The sequence below is a fragment of the Mucilaginibacter sp. genome (genome assembly GCF_025362475.1).
In the GTDB taxonomy this organism is placed as follows: domain Bacteria; phylum Bacteroidota; class Bacteroidia; order Sphingobacteriales; family Sphingobacteriaceae; genus Mucilaginibacter.
Genome location: NZ_JANYGH010000016.1, coordinates 77,654 through 95,799, shown reverse-complemented (window position 1 = coordinate 95,799; position 18,146 = coordinate 77,654). Strand labels below are relative to the sequence as shown.

Sequence of the window (18,146 nt, the reverse complement as noted above, 5' to 3'; positions counted from 1 at the left end):
GAAAGCCGTTTTACGGTTTAAAATTTGCTTTTATTCCTTTGAACCAAAAAATCACGCAGGGCTTCATCTAAGGGTTGCGCTGTGCTTATCATCCGGTAATAAATATGCTTTCCTAACAATTGCATCCTGATATTTTCTAAATGGGCACTTAACTTTTCTTTGTATTGGGCAGCTTGCTCTGCGTTTACTTCTACGGTTTGCCCGGTCTCAAGGTCTTCCAGTGTTGAATAACTTTTAAAATCAAAGTCGAGCTCATTTTTCCCCATCAGGTGAAAAACTACAACTTCGTGTTTCAGCGCCGATAATGAATCCAATAATCTACTGATCTCATCCCCTGCCTGGTACATATCGGTAACAAAAACCAGTAACTCTTTGCGGCCATCGCCCGCGAACAACTCTTTATAATGTACAGGTTGCGTAAAGGTACCTGCCGGCTTCACCTCCTGCAAGTGATATAACAGACGTTGCAAGTGTTGCGGATCGGGTTTGGAAGCCAAAGAAAATAAACTGCCATCCCGAAAAACGTATAAGCCAACAGAATCCCCCTGCAAATTTGATAACCATGCTAATGATGCAACAAGGAAACGCGCATAATCTATCTTCTTAATCCCGTTGTCATCATGATTCATGGACGCACTTGCATCTACCAGGAATCTTACAGAAATACTGGTTTCTATTTCTGATTCCCGGATGTAATACCTGTCACTCCGGGCAAACATCCGCCAATCAAGCCAGCGCAGGTCATCGCCAGGCTGGTAACTGCGATATTGGCTAAATTCCAGACCGGGGCCTTTAACTTTACTTTTATTAAACCCATTCATAAAGCCATCAATAACCGTTTTCGCCAGTAATGGCAAATCCTTAATGGTCATTAATACTTTCGGATCAAGCATTTTGATTTCGGATTTGGGATGTTCGATTTTGGATTTATTTTGTCTTACTAATTATTATCAAGCTTAGGTCATTGCGTCGCCCTTATCCAGAACGTGTTAAAAAAGCTTTTGTCATCCTGAACGTAGTGAATGATCTGCTATTCGCCATGATGCTTCGCCCTGTACAGTCTCCGAATAGATCCTTCGTTCCTCAGGATGACAAAGCTTTTAAAATGTTATTCGCCATACTTCTTCGCCCTGTACAGTGTGCGAATAGATCCTTCGTTCCTCAGGATGACAAACCTTTAAAATTCGCAATAACGCATCTTAAAGCGCCTTCGGCCTGATTATCGCCCTTATCAACTCCGCAGTTACTTTATCTGATGTTATATCCTCTGCTTCGGCCTTAAAGTTCATCAATATCCGGTGCCTTAAAACAGCCGGTGCCATAGCATGAATATCTTCCATTAAAACCGCGTATCTTCCTTTTAATAATGCACGCGCCTTTGCGGTTAATATCAGCGCCTGCCCCGCCCGTGGGCCTGCTCCCCAACGAACCCATTCTTTTATATAGTTTACGCTTGTAGTATCTGGGCGTGTGGCACGGATCATCTGGCTTACATATTTTACAAGATCTTCGCTTATCGTTACCTGCCTAACCAGGGCCTGTGCCTGTATAATTTCTTCGGCGGTGATAACTGCTTTAACATCTGCTTTTTTTGTACCCGTTGTTCTGTTCAATACTTCAAATTCCTCCTGCTCGGTTGGGTACCCAATTTTTATCAGCAATAAAAAACGATCTAACTGGGCTTCTGGTAAGGGATAAGTACCGGCCTGTTCAATAGGGTTTTGGGTTGCAAGAATAAAAAAAGGCTTATCCAGCGGATAAGTTTGCCCGCCATACGTTACTTCAAACTCCTGCATTGCTTCCAGCAAAGCAGCCTGTGTTTTTGGCGGAGTACGGTTTATCTCATCTGCCAATATAATATTAGCAAATAAAGGGCCTTTGTTAAATTTAAAGAAACGTTTGCCGGTAGCGTGATCTTCCTCCAATATTTCTGTACCGATGATATCGGTTGGCATCAGATCGGGCGTAAACTGAATGCGCCTAAACGCTAAGTGCAGCGCCTGCGACATGGTTTTTACAATGAGTGTTTTGGCCAGGCCAGGTACACCCTCTAATAAACAATGCCCTCCGGCTAAAAATGCTACGAGCAGTTCGTCCAATATGGCATCCTGCCCTACAATTACCTTTTGTATTTCGCTTTTTAACTGCGGTAACTTGGCAAGCAGAGCTTTTATCTTAATTTCGGTCAGTTCCAAATTCAATACGTATTTAAAGTACCGTCACAATATATTACCCTTTTAAGTAATTACCATTATTTTTTATTAAAAATCAAATAAAGTATCTAAAACTTTACAAGCTAAGCAAACAAAAGTGATTTCAGCATAAAATATTGTACTACTTTTAAGCTTTTTAAACAAGATGGCATTCAGCGGAAAATTTACGTTTACCAGGTTAAGTTACCATTCGGGCGATTGGGATACCGATCAGCGCATGCCATCAAACCTGCTTAACTCTTTGCTGGAATATACTACCGTACCCATCGAACAGCAGGAAAAGGTAATCCCTTTAAGCAGCAATGATATATTTCAATATCCATTTTGCTATTTGAGCGGGCATAAACTGGTACAATTTGACACCCGGGAACGGGCCAATTTTAAAAAATATGCCGAGAACGGTGGTTTTATTTTTGTAGATGATTGCAACCATGATATAGATGGGTTGTTTGCTAAATCATTCGAGGCGCAAATGGGATCGCTGTTTGGCCCCACGGCACTTAAAAAGATTCCCAATAACCATAAAATATATCATTCCTTTTTCTCCTTTGATAAAGGACCGCCAACCACCAGTTTTGAATTAAATGGCTGGGGCGACGACCTGGTTCATGATTACCTGAAAGCAATAGAAATTAATGGTCGTATTGCAGTGTTGTACAGCAGTAAAGATTATGGCTGTGAATGGGATTACGATTTCAGGAATAAACGTTTCCTGGTCGAAGATAATACCAAGTTCGGCGTAAATATTATTATGTACGCCTTAAATTATTAATACCTATAGCTTGCCTTTAATTTGTATTTTCATTAATTTCCCAAAACCTAACCAGGCGGATTAATGATCAATGAATACTACTTATTAAAGCAGGGTGAAAAAGAAGGTCCCTATACCCATATCGAAATAATGGATATGGAAATTGAGGCCTATCAACTTATACTTTCGCCTTTGGCAGATGATTGGCAGAGCGCAATTGATATGCCCGAATTTGAAGAATATTTCAAATCATTAGGGATATTTTTACCTGATAAACGCAATGTAGCTAATTTTGGCTGGCGCTTACTGGCATACATCATTGATTACGTAATATTGATTTTACTGGCTGCCATAATAGGCGGTTTAGTTGGCGTATTAGAGAGCCTTACATCCATATACATCAATTCAGATAATGAAAACGAGATTTGGGTAACCAGGTTGATAGGTGTAATAATGTTTATGCTTTACCATAGTGCGTTTGAATCAACAAAAATTCAGGGAAGCATTGGCAAGGCGCTATGTAAATTAAGGCAATTATATACAAACGTAACCCATTAGGTTAAACCAACCAAATCACTGTTAGATTAACTGACGAGTCCTGCGAGGACGAAATAAGCGAACAGCGCTTATCTTAATCACGATAATTGATTGATGCACCTGCGAGCAGTACCAGGGTGAACGCAAATAGCGGGATCGAACAACAGATATACGAAAGAACGGCTTGCTTGATGCGCCCGGTATTGTATTACCTGTTTGATAATGTATCAGCATGTGAGTGCTGACTGATGAGCTGAAAACAGCGAAATATTATCTATCTTTATATTATACCGTCCACCACCTACTACCATGTTTTCTACCGAGTTTAAAAGCATCATTGATGTTGTACTAAGATTCCCTACTGAAAGATCTTGCCATGAATATTTAGCGTCCCGCCGTTGGTCTGATGGCGTGATGATATGCCCACACGAGGGCTGTAATGGCACCACTGCTGATGTATTCAAAGATGGCATTCGTTATAAGTGCAAGTGTTGTCGTCGTATCTACACGGCTAAAACAGGCACCATGATGGAAGCAAGTAAAATACCTACTATCAAATGGTTTGTAGCGATATACCTAACATTGCATAAGAAAGGCATTAGCAGTATTCAGCTATCCAAGGATATCACGGTTACACAAAAAACAGCGTGGTTTATACTCCAGCGATTACGTGCTGTATTTGGCAACGAGATTGATGTGCAGCTTGAGGGAACTATTGCCTCGGACGAAACGTTTGTAGGTGGCAAAAATAAGAATAGGCATTGGGATAAGAAAGTTGAACATAACCAGGGCCGGGCGTTCATTGATAAAACTCCGGTGTTAGGATTGCTCCAAACAGAAGAGCGACACTTTGTTGAACGTGAACATAAAGTTATCCCCGGTAAAATAGTCAATGAAAAAATTATCGATAAGCATGCGTATGTGAAATGTTGGACAATCAAGGATACCAAAACAGTAAGCATACAGCCATTAGTTCGCTCCAATGTTGTTATTGGTAGTATTATAGTTTCAGATGAATGGATGGCCTACAATGGTCTTAGTGATAGCTACCAACATGAGGTAGTAGATCATGGCCGCAAGCAATATGTTAATGATTCCGGCTATACCTCCAATGCTATGGAGTGCGGGTGGAAGCACTTAAAGCTAACCATACAGGCCACCCACCATTGGGTAAGCAGGAAGCACCAAGACAGATATGTACAAGAGTTTAGTTTCAGATATAATTACAGGCATTTGGCCGCTCAGCAGCAAATAGACCACGCCATTAGTAATATGGCCATACGTTTAAAATACAAAGATTTAATTGCCGCTTAGTTGACAATGTGTAATGCTATCTGTACCTTTGAATCAACAACGTTTAACATCATGAGTACAGATAAGAAAACAGTTGTTCAGGAGCCTTTGAGCACCCCACAACAAAAAAAACAAACCAGCGGAGATAAAAACTTCGACCACGCTATTGACAGGATGCTTAAAAAGCCTACCACTCCCGTTCCATTGAATCGCAAACTACAATAAGTGGTGCTTTTCAAGTATAGTTCCAGCCACGCTTAAAACAACAACTATTGCAGCTAATATAAATTGGTATCTCTGATCCATATCTTGAGATCTCCACCATTGATTTAGCCTGTATAAAGGATTTTTATTTCGTTTAAATTGCGCATCTGTGATGTCTATCAAAACCGGATGTAAACCTCGTTCTATTAATATCTCCTTTACTACCGGAACAACATCTTTTTCATAGTTGCCCCGGTACTTGATAAGCACATCAATTAAGAAATCGGTAGAGTAAGATTCGAATGTTTCTTTTATTAAACTCATGGAACCTTTATAGTGTAATTATCACTATAACCGCCATTTGCGTGTAATAAAGATTGTCCATTACAGGTAATATCAAGGGTGCCTTGCCCGATGGACTGACCTTGGGTTATAAACCTATACTGTACACTTAAATCAGTATTACTTTCATTCGTAACAGAATATGTACCATCAGAGGTTGCACCAGTAACGCTTAACAACTGTTCACCCGTTGCTTTGTCTGTAACTTTGACTTGAAATGTTGTTGATTTTGGAATAGTCGTAACCACGACTATTTTTTGTTGATGGTTGCTTGTTGATGATTTTTTACACGCACCCATCAATAAAATAGCCAAAACGGTCATCATTGATAAGGTTTTCATTTGTCGTAATTTGAGTTAAAAAAATATGGCGCAACTGCAAATCTCTTTAGCTACTCAGGGTTACGACGCCCTCCACGCATAAAGATACAGCTACGCCATGACAGCGTACTACATCGATATATTGCGTGGTGCTTAGAGGTCGTAATTCGAGCAGCAATATGGATCAGTACAATTTCTTGAAAGAACACATCCCTTGTATTCTTAACATATGTAAATATAGATTACACAGTGTCAACTTGCATAATCATTTTATAAATATAAAATCATGGAAAATCAAACACCAACACCCGAACAAGCCAAGGCGCTTAACATCCTAAAGTCGTTATCTGGATGCACGACAGAAGAAGTCAATTTTGTGTTAGACATTGTGAAAACACTAATTCCAAACAACACTATTATTGTTCCTGAGCCTTCTTTATTAGGCCGGAGATAAAATAAGGGTCGAAAATAGATAATATAACAACGTTGTTATCACTACCCTCAATTTTTTCTTTTAGGATTATCCTTGATCCCGTGTAGTGTTTTTCAACTGCTGCTACAGAAGAAACAGCTATAGTAGCGGCACCACCATTAACAGTATCTACTTCGATAAATTCTTTCATAAATTAGGTGTTTATTGGTTAGCCCACAAGTTACACTCTGTAATACAAATAACAAAATTTATTAATGGCTGGCCGCTGGGTTAGCTTTGTATATAATTGCCTAAATTAATAGTTGTTGATATCAATGGCCGGCGCATTAAATTTGGCAGGGCTTTGGTTCGTAACCTTAGTAAAATTTTATCCGGTTTATTTTTTGGTTTTGGATTTTTCAATATTTTATGGAGTACGCTAAAACAAGGCTGGCATGATGAACTGGCAAAGACTTATATTGTAAGAAAGATCAATTATTAATTGGTCAAGCAATTTTTCAATGGCTTTCGTACAAAAAAATCAATTAATCTTAACTAACACTTAATATCCAAACTTCACTCTTTATATTTAGGAACTAATACTGACTGACATTGAAAAGAAAAGATTTCCTTTACCTCACCGGAATGGGCATTAGCGCATCCATGCTTAGCAGGATCCCCGTTTTCGGTTCGCCCGTGTTACCCGGCCATGATATGAGCCCGGTAGATGTGGCCTTGAAAAAACGAATGGCCGATGTGGCTTTAAATGCAGCCCGGTCTAAAGGCGCAACTTATACCGATGTGCGTATAGGTCGTTATCTTAACCAGTTTGTGGTTACCCGCGAAAACAAAGTGGAAAATATTGTTGATACCCAATCATATGGTATGGGCATCCGCGTTATTGCAAACGGTTGCTGGGGATTTGCTGCTACAGATAAGCTGGACAACGATAGCATAGCCAAAGCTACCGAACTGGCCGTATCTATAGCCAAAGAAAATGCCCGCATCCAAACCGACCCGGTGCAATTGATAGCCCAAAAAGGCCATGGTGAAGTAACCTGGAAAACGCCGATTGAAAGAAACGCGTTTGAGGTGCCGATGAAAGAAAAAACAGACCTTTTGCTTTCTGTTAATGACGCCGCGATGAAAGGTGGCGCCAATTATGTAAATTCCATACTGTTTTTGGTTAACGAACAAAAATACTTCGCTTCTACAGATGGTTCATACATCGATCAGGATATCCACAGGATCTGGCCAACATTCGCGGTCACCAAAATAGATTCTAAATCCGGTAAGTTTGAAACCCGCCAATCATTAAGTGCCCCGCGTGGTATGGGTTATGAATACATGATCCCGCGCGAAAGTGACAAGATAAAAGGTGTAACGACCCTTTATCGTGATCGTTATGATATGATTGAGGATGCACGGGCTGCAGCTACACAGGCCGAACAAAAATTAAAGGCAAAATCTGTTGAAGCTGGTAAGTATGATCTTGTACTTGATCCCAGTCACCTATGGTTAACTATTCATGAATCAGTTGGTCACCCTACCGAGCTTGACCGCGTTTTGGGCTATGAGGCCAACTTTGCCGGTACAAGCTTCCTTACCCTGGATAAATGGCAATCTGGTAAGTTTAATTTTGGCAGCAAAAATGTAAACATCGTTGCCGATAAAACCCAGCCCGGTTCATTGGGTGCGGTTGGTTATGACGATGAAGGTGTTGAGGCCAAAAAATGGGATGTAATCAAAGATGGTGTATTGGTTAATTACCAGGCCATTCGCGATCAGGCGCATATCATTGGACTTAAAGAATCGCAGGGATGCTGCTACTCACAAAGCTGGCAGGATGTACAGTTCCAGCGTATGGCAAACATATCCTTACAGCCGGGCAAAACTCCAATGGGTTTAAATGACATGATCAAAAATGTAGAGAAAGGCATTTATATCATCGGTGATAGTTCCTTCTCTATCGATCAGCAGCGTTACAATTTCCAGTTTAGTGGTCAGCTTTATTATGAGATCAAGAACGGTAAAATTGTAGGTATGCTGAATGATGTGGCTTACCAATCAAACACACAGGAGTTTTGGAATTCATGCGCGGCAGTTTGTGATCAGCATGATTACCGTTTGGGTGGCTCATTCTTTGATGGAAAAGGGCAGCCTATGCAGGCCAGCGCCGTATCTCATGGCTCATCAACAGCCCTGTTTAAAGGAGTTAACGTTATTAATACAGCAAGAAAAATTTAAATACTATGGCCATATTAAGTGAAGATGAATGCCGCGCAATATTAAAAAAAGCGCTTAGCTACTCTAAAGCCAATGAATGTGAAATTAATTTTGGAGGATCAGACTCCGGCAATATAAGATATGCCCGTAATACCGTTTCAACCAGCGGTGCCCTTAGTCAAACCAATATGGTTATTTCTTCGGCATTTGGTAAAAAGCTGGGTGTAGTTACCACCAATGAATATGATGATGCTTCTGTTGAAAAAGCTGTACGCTTATCAGAGGAGCTGGCACAGCTGGCGCCGGAAAACCCCGAGTTTGTTTCCTTTTTAGGTCCGCAAACTTACGCGCCGCGTTCAAAAACATTCGTGCCCGAAACTGCCGCGGTTACCCCTGCTCAACGTACAGATATGGTTGATCAGAGTCTTAAAATAGCAAAAGACAATAAACTCATAGCTGCAGGTTTCTTACAGAATAGCGCGGGTTTTAGTTCGATGATGAATTCACATGGGCTATTTGCATACAATACATCTACTGATATCAATTTCTCGGTAACGTTACGTTCTGAGGATGGTACGGGATCTGGCTATTCAACTAAAGGATATAATGATGTAAGCAAACTGAATACGTTGGCGTCCACCAAGATAGCAGCTCAAAAAGCAGCCGGTTCAAAAGGAGCAAAAGCAATTGAACCCGGCAAATATACAGTTATACTGGAACCTGCCGCAGGTATAGTATTGCTTGAACAGCTGTATGGAGGCCTGGATGCCCGTAGCGCCGACGAAGGCCGTAGCTTTTTAAGCAAACCAGGAGGCAAAACCAAACTTGGCGAAAAAATGGTTGATGAAAGGGTGAATATCTATTCAGACCCTTCTCATCCTGACCTACCAACAAGCAGTTGGACAGGCGATGGCAGGCCGCAGGAGAAGATTACGTGGATAGAGAAGGGTGTGGTTAAAAATCTAAATTATTCCCGCTACTGGGCTCAAAAACAGGGCGTAAAAGCAACACCTTATCCTGATAGTATTATTATGGATGGAGGTACTGCCACATTAGAGGAATTGATAAAAGGAACCGAAAAAGGGATCCTGGTTACCCGGTTATGGTACATCCGCCCGGTTGATCCGCAAACACTATTATTTACCGGGCTTACCCGCGATGGTACTTTTTATATCGAGAACGGACAGATTAAATTCCCGATAAAAAACCTCAGGTTTAATGAAAGCCCGGTTATCATGCTAAATAACCTCGATGCTTTAGGCAAACCAGAGCGTACAGTGAGCGGAGAATCCTCACAAAATGCTTTGATACCGCCAATGAGGATCCGTGATTTTACTTTTACCTCACTTTCGGATGCGGTTTAAATAATTAATCCATTTTATACAACAAAGCCCGGTCTTTACTCAAGAACCGGGCTTTGTTGTGTAAGAACTATTACCAAAATCTCACATAAATAGCTGATAGAAAAAGGAGTATAACAGCAATAAGAACTATTGATGAGGCCTTCAGCTTAAACATTCCCTTATCTACATATATCGCTTTGGCATTGATTAGTGGTCCGGCTAAACTCATTGTAACCATTACGATGAATGTGATCAAAAACGACCAGCTGAGTGATATGAAAAATGGTATTTCAAACTGCCCGGAAGCATTTGGAAATGCTGAGTAAAGCCAGGTCTCCGGTCCAAAAACTTTAACCGCAAACTGGTTAAAAAACACAGACGCTGCAAAGCCGGTTAATATACCAACGATAGCTGCTTCACCCGTGGTACGTTTCCAGAACATCCCTAAAAGAAAAGTGGCTAAAACCCCCGGACTAACAAAGCTTGAATACTTTTGAACAAATGTATATCCTCCTTCACCACTGATACCCAGCATATCGTTCCAGGTAAAGGCCACAGCGATAACTAAACTGCAAACTATAGCAATCCGGCCAACCCACACCATATTACGCTCGGTGGCTTTTGTGCTCATATAGTTTTTATAAACATCCAGCGTAAAAATGGTGGCAATACTATTCACCTTACCTGCAATAGATGCTACAATGGCAGCTGTTAATACTGCTAATGACAAGCCCTTTAATCCCGAAGGTAAGAAGGATAGTATGGCCGAATAAGCACCATCTTTGCTGCCGTTGATCAGCATAGGTAAATGGCCATGTTTGTACAAAACAAAAGCTACTATACCTGGTAACATCACAATAACAGGCATCAGTATCTTTAATAAACTTGCAAACAGGATACCGGTACGGGCAGTGTGTAAATTTGCGCCCAATGCACGTTGTGTGATGTATTGATTACATCCCCAGTAATTAAGATTACTGATCCATTGTCCGCCGGCGTACATGGCAAAACCAGGTAAAATCAAATATTTACTTATGGTTTCTACAGATGAGCCGTGAGCAGGTTTCTTAAATATGAGGTGGAAATGGTCGGGAGAATCTTTTAAAATTAACTTTAAACCAGTTAACGCATTCTGACCAAAGCCGAATTTGTCGCTTACTATGGTTAGCGACAAGTAGGTAATAGCAAGCCCACCGATGATGAGCACAGCAACCTGTACTACATCAGTATAACCAACCACCTGCATGCCACCCAAAGCGATAATAACACCGAATATAGCCAGGCCGATCATGATCTCATGGAGATATTGCCCGCCCAATAAACTATTGATTGCTAATGCTCCGAGATATAATATAGCAGTAAGGTTAACAAAAACATATAAGAACAACCAAAATATCGACATTACCAATGCCACGCCACTGTTATACCTTGTTTTTAGGAATTGCGGCATGGTGTATATTTTATTTTTTATATACACGGGCATAAAAAATACCGCTACGATGATCAGCGCGGCTGCCCCTACCCATTCGTAAACCGCTACTGCTATGCCGGCGAAAAAGCCGTCGCCACTCATTCCGATAAATTGCTCTGCAGAGATGTTGGATGCAATGATGGATGCCCCAATTGCCCACCAGGTTAGTGTGCCTTCGGCCAGGAAAAAACTGTGTGAACTGGAATTGGTTTCCGTTTGTTTACGACGATAAACCATGTATCCGTAAACTGATACCAATAAAAAATACACAAAAAAGACGATAAGATCGCCTATAGAAATATGATTCAGCATGTTTGTTTTTGTAACAGGGATTAGGTTATGCCCGGTTCATTTTTCAAATCTATAAAATAAAACGGATTGGCAAGGTTTTACATCACATTAAATGTCAACAACACAGCTTTAAGCATTTCGTAAATTGAAACAATTAAAGCCACCGGATTATCTAAATAAATAATCCATACAAGGCGCATAAAGTATTATTTACAAATACTTTATGCACTTTGTTTATTGCACTAATAATGCAGATTATATAAACAGGAGTATCTGGTAAAAACTAATGCTTCTGTTAAAACTTGAGGGTTGAAGGTAGATATTTAGCCACAAGATCTTCATAATAAGGACGCAGTTCTGACCAATTTGGTGGTACCGGGCTTTTAGAATATAGATCATAAGGGTTAAACTGTGCTACTGCCTTAAACAATTGATGATCATGAGCAGTCATCAGGTGACTATAAGCGTTTTCCCGATGTTGCGGGTAAAAGGAATGATAACGCAACATATACAAAGCCTGCTCTGGCAGGTAAGGCTTCATCATGTGGTAAATATATTCATCGTGTCCCCAGGTCATGTGTACGTTATCTAAACCGCAATTTGGTTCGTAAATTCCGTATTTGGTATTATACCGGGGATCGTGGTGGTCTTTATTATCTTTAAAGTATTCCGAAAATACAATTTTATCAGAGAAGGCGCAGCCTACCGGGTAACTATCGCCTACAACAGCCCATTGGGGCTCCCCAAACAGGCACAGCACTTTACCTAAATCATGAAACAAACCGGTTAACACCATCCAGTCTGGCCGGCCATCGGCACGGATAGCTTCTGAAGTTTGAAGCAGGTGCTGTAACTGATCAAGATCGGTATCCGGATCTGAGTCATCAACCAGTTGATTCAGGAAATCAAAGGCATCCCAAACCGACATTTCTTTTTTATCGAATTTTAAATACTGATCCTTTTTCTGTAACACAAAATCATAGGTTTGATTAATATGCTGAAGACGATAAAATTCTCTTACGGTATCCTTTAAATTAGCTTCGTAATTACGGTAGGCTTCGGTATCCCGCCCGGCGGCAATGGCTTCGGCATCGGGGTAGCGATCTAAAATATCATCTTCCCATTCATCTATTGAACTTAAAGGGCCTTGGTTGGGGGTTTCATTTAGCTTGCTCATAATGTTATAATTTAAAAGGAAATGCAATTGGTAAACAATCCTTTGCGGCTGTGTTATCCAAATTTCTTTATTTTAAACATTACATTTATTAAAAACGGTTAATTTATTTGCTTAAACGTTTAACTAAATTAGCAGTGTTTTCTTTTTTAATTTAATATACCTTTAACATCTATGGCCAGCGAAATCAAAAGCGATAAAGTAAATATGAAGGCACTCGCCAAAGTGTTAAACGTATCTATCGCTACAGTATCCAAAGCCTTGAGGGATAGCCATGACATTGGCCCCGAAACCAAATTGAGGGTAATAGAGGAAGCGCGTAAATTAAACTACGTACCCAATCCTTATGCCAGCAGTCTGCGTAAAAAGGCCAGCAATACTATCGCTATCATCATCCCAGAGATTGCCGATAGTTTTTTTAGCCAGGCAATTAACGGCATTGAAAGTGTTGTAGCCATAAAAAAATACCACACCTTAATTTATCTAACTCATGATAGCTATGAGCGCGAAGCTTATATGTTTGGTGAGCTTGCCAGCGGGCGGGTTGATGGTGTAATTATGTCTGTTGCCAGCAATACAGAGGATACCAAACATATTAAAACATTACAGGACAGCGGTATTCCGATTGTATTTTTCGACAGAGTTTTTGACGATATTAAATCCGTTAAAATCACCACCGACGATTTTAACAGCGCCTATACGGCCACAAACCATTTGTTAGACGCCGGGTGTAAAAACATATCGCTGATCACCATAAAAGGATATCCATCCATCCTATCAGCCAGGGAAGAAGGATACCAACAGGCATTGGCAGAAAAGGGAATTCACCCCAGGGAATCCAGTGTGGTTACCTGCTCCAATAAATATAACAACGAAAATGTAGAGGTGATTAAGGAACATCTAGCCAAGGTGAAACCCGATGGTATAATAGCCACCGTTGAGCATTTGGCTACCTCAACCTACCTGGCATGTGATGAAATGAAGCTAAACATTCCAAAAGATGTAAAAGTAGCTTGCTTTACCAACCAGATCACCGCTCCTATTTTGAACCCTCCACTTACTACTATTTTGCAACCAGCCTATGATATGGGTAAACAAGCTGCCCAACTGTTATTTGATCACCTATCCGGCAGGTATGTGGAGACAAATAAAGAAATAGTTTTGCCCTCAAAATTGGTGGTAAGGGCATCAACCGCTTTTAATTAGTGAATTGGCGAGTTAGTGAATTAGCGATTGAGAACTTTGCCTAAAATCAATCTGCAGATTATTCACTAACTCGCCAATTCACTAAATCACTAATTATTTAATCCTTCTGCGGCACACTTGTCATTTTAAAGGCCAAGGTACCTCCATGACTAATCTGCTCATGAGATATCATATGATTTTTGATGGGTTGACCATCAAACGTAACTTCCTTTACATATTTGTTTTGTGTTGACAGATCTGTGGCTTTAATAACCAATTTATTGCCATTTTGCAGCGTTAAAGCAATGTAAGGGAATTGCGGCGCGCCAATACTATAATATCCTGATGCGGGTGTAACGGGATAAAAACCCATGGTGCTAAATATATACCAAGCCGACGTTTGTCCGCAATCGTCGTTTCCGTTGATGCCTACCGGGGCATTCCTGTAATTTTGCCATGAAGTATTTTGTCTTACCAACTCCTGTGTTTTCCATGGCATCCCACAGTAGTTAAACAGGTATATATAATGATGACCTGGTTCGTTATCAGCACGGTAATGGCCATCATTAAAGTTATGTGTTAATTTATCAGCAAACGGTTTTTCGCCGCCCATCAGGGCAATCATACCCGGTACATCGTGCATAGCACCAAAAGTATAAGTCCATTTGGTACCTTCAGTAAAGCCGCTATCCGGCTTGGCCGACCATTGTCCGTTTGAGTTACGTGGAGCCATAAAACCGGTGGAATTATTATATACATTCTTGTAATTGCCGCTCCAGGTTATCAATTGATTATAATCTTCTGTTTTTCCTAAAGCTTTGGCCAATTGAGCCACACAATAATCATCAATACCGTATTCAATAGTGCGCGAAACTGATTCCCTCACCTTATCCACCGGAATAAAACCTAATTTATGGTAATAAGTAAGCCCTCCCCTTGCTTCAAAGCTGGTCCACAGGTCGCGGTCGCCCCATTTCTTTTGAGTGTTGCCATCCGGGGCTTCAAAAGCATCTTTATGCAAAGCTTCATAAGCTAATTTGGTGCTATAGCCACGGAAACCTTTCACATATGCATCTGCCACTACAGCGTCGGCATGTGTGCCAATCATGATATTGGTATAAGTTGGGTTTGGCCACATGGGCATCCAGCCGCCTTCCTGGTACATTTGTAATAGTGATTTCACCATGCCATTGACACGCTCGGGCTGAGTTAATATAAGCAACGGGTGCAACGCCCGGAAAGTATCCCAAAGAGAATAATCGTTATAAGAAACGCCGTTATGTACCTTGTCATCAAAAGCACTGTAATACCTGCCATACTCAGAAAATTGCCTTGGAAATAAAAGTGTATGATAAAGCGCGGTGTAAAAAATAGTCTTTTGCTCGTTTGTGATCCCGTTAACCTGTAATACTTTAAGCTGCTCTTGCCAGTTATCACGGGTATCCTTAACTACTTTATCAAAATCCCAATCAGGAATTTCCTTTTTTAGATTGGCGCGTGCCTGATCAATACTGATGAAAGAAGTAGCCACAACAGCTTTTATTACGGTATTGGTAATAGTTTTAAAGGAAATAAAAGCACCCATCCGGGTTCCAAATTGCTCTTTACTGCCTTTTTTTATGGTGCTTTTATCCCAGGTACCATATTTTCGGATCTGTTTATCAAATTTAATAATAAAGTAACCTTTAAAGTTTTTAAGCTCGGGCCCAATTTGTGAAGATTGCCTGTCGGGGTTATAGCCGGTTATTTCGTTATTAATGGTATCTACATGCACATAGCCTTTTAGTTTTTTGAGTCTTGGCGCATAATCATTTGCCCAATCTTTAAGTTCGGGATTAAGGTTAATGCCCTGAATTATGAGGTGAGCTTTTTCGGCAGCCGGAAAGGTAAAACGGAACATACCACAGGTATTGGCACCCGCAATTTCGGCTTTGATCCTGGTGTTGCCATCTGCTTTTAACTTTACCGAATAGTAATATGGTTTGGTTACCTCGTCTTTATGATCATAGGATAATTTGCGCTCTTTAGGCAAAACACGCAGGTTGCCTATTTGTGGCATAATGGATACATAACCATAATCGCCCATCCAAACGGTGGGCTGATGCGTTGCCAATAAACCAATTACCGATTTATCTTCATATTGGTAGCACATGCGGCCCATTTTACTTTCGCCGGTTTGTGCCACAAAATTAGTCATTGCAAAAGGTACATTTACGCATGGCATTGTGCCGCCGCCATCCAAACCCTTTGCAAAGCCAGTAATAGCTGTGCCAATTAATGGATTAACAAAATCCACCTCGTCCTTATGTGTTTTTGAGGCTACTTGCTGTGCATTAGCCGCTTCAAAAAGCATTGTAAAGAGCATTAACAGGAGCGCACTTCGTTTTAATTTCATGTAGAATATAGATATCATATCAATAGAATGTGGTTTACACCTATTTAGGTTTCAAGACAAATCTCTAATTTTTATTTCCATAAACACCCTATTTTCAAATAAAGTTTGGAAGAGATTGACTTTATCATGAACCGTATATAAAATATTAAACCGGACTGGTGCATAATTGCGCACCAGTCCGGTTCAATAATCTATGTTAGTTAACATTAAGCTTTGGGTTGTGTAGGTTATTATTCAACCCTATATTTTAACTTTTTTTTCACCGGCGTCTACTCCTTTTATAAACTTAATTAGTCCTTTCATATAAGTTTGCTGGTCGTCATACAAACTCATGTGGCTGCCATTTATGCAGTACAGGTAACTCCCATTTTGAACTTTGTTGGCTATCATTTCCATGTGTTTAGGATCCATGGTATCATACTGCCCTCCAATGCTCAGCATCGGAACAGCAATCTTAGGCAAATCGGCCACACGATCCCAGTTTACCAATTTACCGGCAACACCAAATTCACTTGGCCCCTGCATGGTTACATATAACGATTCGTTCATTTTACCTAAAGAGCGATTCACCGGCTCGGGCCATTGATCAAGGGGGATACGACAAATGTGTTTGGCATAAAAATTCGGCATCAGCAATTGCATATATTCAGGATTTTTAAAATCACCCTTAGCTTCAATTGCTCTTATACGTGCTAAAACTTTTGGATCAAACTGTTTAGCCAGTACATCATTGGCATATTTACCATAATCGGGGATGCTCATCATCATATTTGATATAATGAGGCCCTTTAAATGCTGCTGGTACTTTTGGGCATACTCCATGGCCAGGATGCCACCCCATGAATGACCGAGCAGATAAAAGTTACTACTATCCAGCTTTAAAGCCTGGCGCACCTGTTCTACCTCTTCCACATAGCGGGGCAAACTCCACATGGATGTATCCTTAGGGTTATCAGAGTTACCGCAACCCAACTGATCATAATAGACCAATTCAATACCTTCGGCTGGTAAAAAGCTTTCCATACATTCAAAATACTCATGTGTGGCACCGGGGCCGCCGTTTAACAACAGCAGTTTAATTTTAGGATTATTACCTATTTTTTTTGTCCATACATGAAATTTACCTTTGGGGGTATTGATAGTTACAACCTGCACTCCACCTGTTTTTACACCAACTGTAGTGTCCTGAAAATAATTACTTAAGCTGTTATCGTTTTTTGAGGCACTTCCCGGTCCTTTGCAGGCACACAGGCAGGTAAAGGCGATTAGCATAAAGGCTTTAAAATAACTTCTCATTATACTTGGTTTGATTAGGAAATAAAGCTAATAATTAAATTTCGACTTAAAAACTTGTTTGCATGAATGCCGCATATTGCCCCCCAAATTGTCTCATACGCACCGTATCAGTTTGATGTTGATACAGGTATATTTGTATAAATCAATGATAAACAACAGCTATTATGGAAATTAAACAGAAGATCACCCCGTTTTTATGGTTCGACTACCAGGCAGAAGAAGCCATAAATTTTTACACCTCCATATTTAAAGATTCGGAAGTAGGAAACATTGCCCGTTATGGTAATACCGGCCCCGGTGAAAAAGGAAAAGTACTGACAGGTACATTCACATTGGCCGGCCAACAATTCATGGCCCTAAACGGCGGCCCAATGTTTAAATTCAACGAAGCCATATCGCTGTTTGTTGACTGCAAAGACCAGGACGAAGTAGATTATTTTTGGGATAAATTATCAGACGGAGGCGAAAAATCAAGGTGCGGCTGGCTGAAAGATAAATTTGGCCTGTCATGGCAGGTAGTGCCCAGCGCGTTAGGTGAACTATTATATAATACCGATCCTCAAACATCGGGAAGAGTGATGCAAGCCATGATGAAAATGGATAAGATAATTATTCAGGATTTAAGGGATGCTGCGGAGGGCAAATAGTTTTGGTAATAACCTCGTGATGAAATCAAGCCACCCGAAACATATG

At 40.6% G+C, this 18,146-nt stretch carries 18 protein-coding genes; 9 read left to right on the top strand and 9 right to left on the bottom strand.

What is annotated here, in order from left to right:
* Positions 1-17: 17 nt before the first annotated feature.
* Together Q0R88_RS06185 and Q0R88_RS06180 are read right to left on the bottom strand one after the other, a co-directional pair.
* The gene (locus Q0R88_RS06185) at positions 18-893 is read right to left on the bottom strand and encodes a DUF58 domain-containing protein (RefSeq protein ID WP_295713765.1); all 876 of its coding nucleotides are present in this window, start codon (positions 891-893) and stop codon (positions 18-20) included.
* 306 nt (positions 894-1,199) lie between these two features.
* Positions 1,200-2,195, bottom strand: coding sequence for a MoxR family ATPase (locus tag Q0R88_RS06180; RefSeq protein WP_295713762.1), 996 nt, complete (start codon positions 2,193-2,195; stop codon positions 1,200-1,202).
* A gap of 163 nt (positions 2,196-2,358) precedes the next feature.
* Between Q0R88_RS06180 and Q0R88_RS06175 the strand changes: the two genes are divergently transcribed.
* The 4 genes from Q0R88_RS06175 (at position 2,359) to Q0R88_RS06160 (ending at position 5,019) form a co-directional block, all read left to right on the top strand.
* Complete coding sequence (locus Q0R88_RS06175; RefSeq protein WP_295713760.1) at positions 2,359-2,985, top strand: DUF4159 domain-containing protein; 627 nt, start codon at positions 2,359-2,361, stop codon at positions 2,983-2,985.
* Between the two features lie 63 nt (positions 2,986-3,048).
* On the top strand, positions 3,049-3,522 hold the full coding sequence (locus Q0R88_RS06170) for an RDD family protein (RefSeq protein ID WP_295713757.1): 474 nt from the start codon (positions 3,049-3,051) through the stop codon (positions 3,520-3,522).
* A 288-nt stretch (positions 3,523-3,810) separates the two neighbouring features.
* Complete coding sequence (locus tag Q0R88_RS06165; protein ID WP_295713755.1) at positions 3,811-4,815, top strand: IS1595 family transposase; 1,005 nt, start codon at positions 3,811-3,813, stop codon at positions 4,813-4,815.
* Between the two features lie 51 nt (positions 4,816-4,866).
* Positions 4,867-5,019 (top strand): hypothetical protein, encoded by a 153-nt coding sequence (locus tag Q0R88_RS06160; protein WP_295713747.1) that lies wholly within the window; start codon positions 4,867-4,869, stop codon positions 5,017-5,019.
* Here the strand turns inward: Q0R88_RS06160 and Q0R88_RS06155 are convergent.
* The 3 genes from Q0R88_RS06155 to Q0R88_RS06145 form a co-directional block, all read right to left on the bottom strand.
* Entirely contained in the window at positions 5,011-5,322 is a 312-nt protein-coding gene (locus tag Q0R88_RS06155; protein WP_295713745.1) for a hypothetical protein, read from the bottom strand. The genes Q0R88_RS06160 and Q0R88_RS06155 overlap by 9 nt on opposite strands.
* Positions 5,319-5,681, bottom strand: a complete 363-nt coding sequence (locus tag Q0R88_RS06150) for a hypothetical protein (RefSeq protein WP_295713742.1) — start codon at positions 5,679-5,681, stop codon at positions 5,319-5,321. Before Q0R88_RS06150 ends, Q0R88_RS06155 begins: the two co-directional genes overlap by 4 nt.
* A 395-nt stretch (positions 5,682-6,076) precedes the next feature.
* Positions 6,077-6,283 carry a hypothetical protein gene (locus tag Q0R88_RS06145; RefSeq protein WP_295713740.1) on the bottom strand — a complete coding sequence of 69 codons (207 nt, stop codon included), beginning with the start codon at positions 6,281-6,283 and terminating at the stop codon, positions 6,077-6,079.
* A 96-nt stretch (positions 6,284-6,379) separates the two neighbouring features.
* On the opposite strand from Q0R88_RS06145, the gene Q0R88_RS06140 reads away from it, so the two are divergent.
* The 3 genes from Q0R88_RS06140 to Q0R88_RS06130 all read left to right on the top strand — a co-directional run bounded on the left by Q0R88_RS06140 (position 6,380) and on the right by Q0R88_RS06130 (position 9,662).
* Positions 6,380-6,574, top strand: a complete 195-nt coding sequence (locus Q0R88_RS06140) for an RDD family protein (protein ID WP_295713739.1) — start codon at positions 6,380-6,382, stop codon at positions 6,572-6,574.
* Positions 6,575-6,684: 110 nt separating this feature from the next.
* Entirely contained in the window at positions 6,685-8,319 is a 1,635-nt protein-coding gene (locus Q0R88_RS06135) for a TldD/PmbA family protein (protein ID WP_295713737.1), read from the top strand.
* A 5-nt stretch (positions 8,320-8,324) separates the two neighbouring features.
* Positions 8,325-9,662 carry a TldD/PmbA family protein gene (locus tag Q0R88_RS06130; RefSeq protein WP_295713734.1) on the top strand — a complete coding sequence of 446 codons (1,338 nt, stop codon included), beginning with the start codon at positions 8,325-8,327 and terminating at the stop codon, positions 9,660-9,662.
* 70 nt (positions 9,663-9,732) lie between these two features.
* Here the strand turns inward: Q0R88_RS06130 and Q0R88_RS06125 are convergent, their stop codons facing one another.
* The gene (locus Q0R88_RS06125) at positions 9,733-11,424 is read right to left on the bottom strand and encodes a sodium/solute symporter (RefSeq protein WP_295713732.1); all 1,692 of its coding nucleotides are present in this window, start codon (positions 11,422-11,424) and stop codon (positions 9,733-9,735) included.
* A 274-nt stretch (positions 11,425-11,698) separates the two neighbouring features.
* The gene (locus Q0R88_RS06120) at positions 11,699-12,580 is read right to left on the bottom strand and encodes an inositol oxygenase family protein (protein ID WP_295713730.1); all 882 of its coding nucleotides are present in this window, start codon (positions 12,578-12,580) and stop codon (positions 11,699-11,701) included.
* A 171-nt stretch (positions 12,581-12,751) separates the two neighbouring features.
* Between Q0R88_RS06120 and Q0R88_RS06115 the strand changes: the two genes are divergently transcribed.
* Complete coding sequence (locus Q0R88_RS06115; protein ID WP_295713726.1) at positions 12,752-13,783, top strand: LacI family DNA-binding transcriptional regulator; 1,032 nt, start codon at positions 12,752-12,754, stop codon at positions 13,781-13,783.
* Positions 13,784-13,880: 97 nt separating this feature from the next.
* Here the strand turns inward: Q0R88_RS06115 and Q0R88_RS06110 are convergent, their stop codons facing one another.
* Both Q0R88_RS06110 and Q0R88_RS06105 read right to left on the bottom strand, forming a co-directional pair.
* Entirely contained in the window at positions 13,881-16,175 is a 2,295-nt protein-coding gene (locus tag Q0R88_RS06110) for a GH92 family glycosyl hydrolase (protein ID WP_295713724.1), read from the bottom strand.
* Positions 16,176-16,397: 222 nt separating this feature from the next.
* Positions 16,398-17,453, bottom strand: coding sequence for a proline iminopeptidase-family hydrolase (locus tag Q0R88_RS06105; protein WP_295713721.1), 1,056 nt, complete (start codon positions 17,451-17,453; stop codon positions 16,398-16,400).
* Between the two features lie 164 nt (positions 17,454-17,617).
* Between Q0R88_RS06105 and Q0R88_RS06100 the strand changes: the two genes are divergently transcribed.
* Positions 17,618-18,100: a VOC family protein gene (locus tag Q0R88_RS06100; RefSeq protein WP_295713718.1), complete on the top strand. Its 483-nt coding sequence runs from the start codon at positions 17,618-17,620 to the stop codon at positions 18,098-18,100.
* The last annotated feature ends 46 nt before the right edge of the window (positions 18,101-18,146 follow it).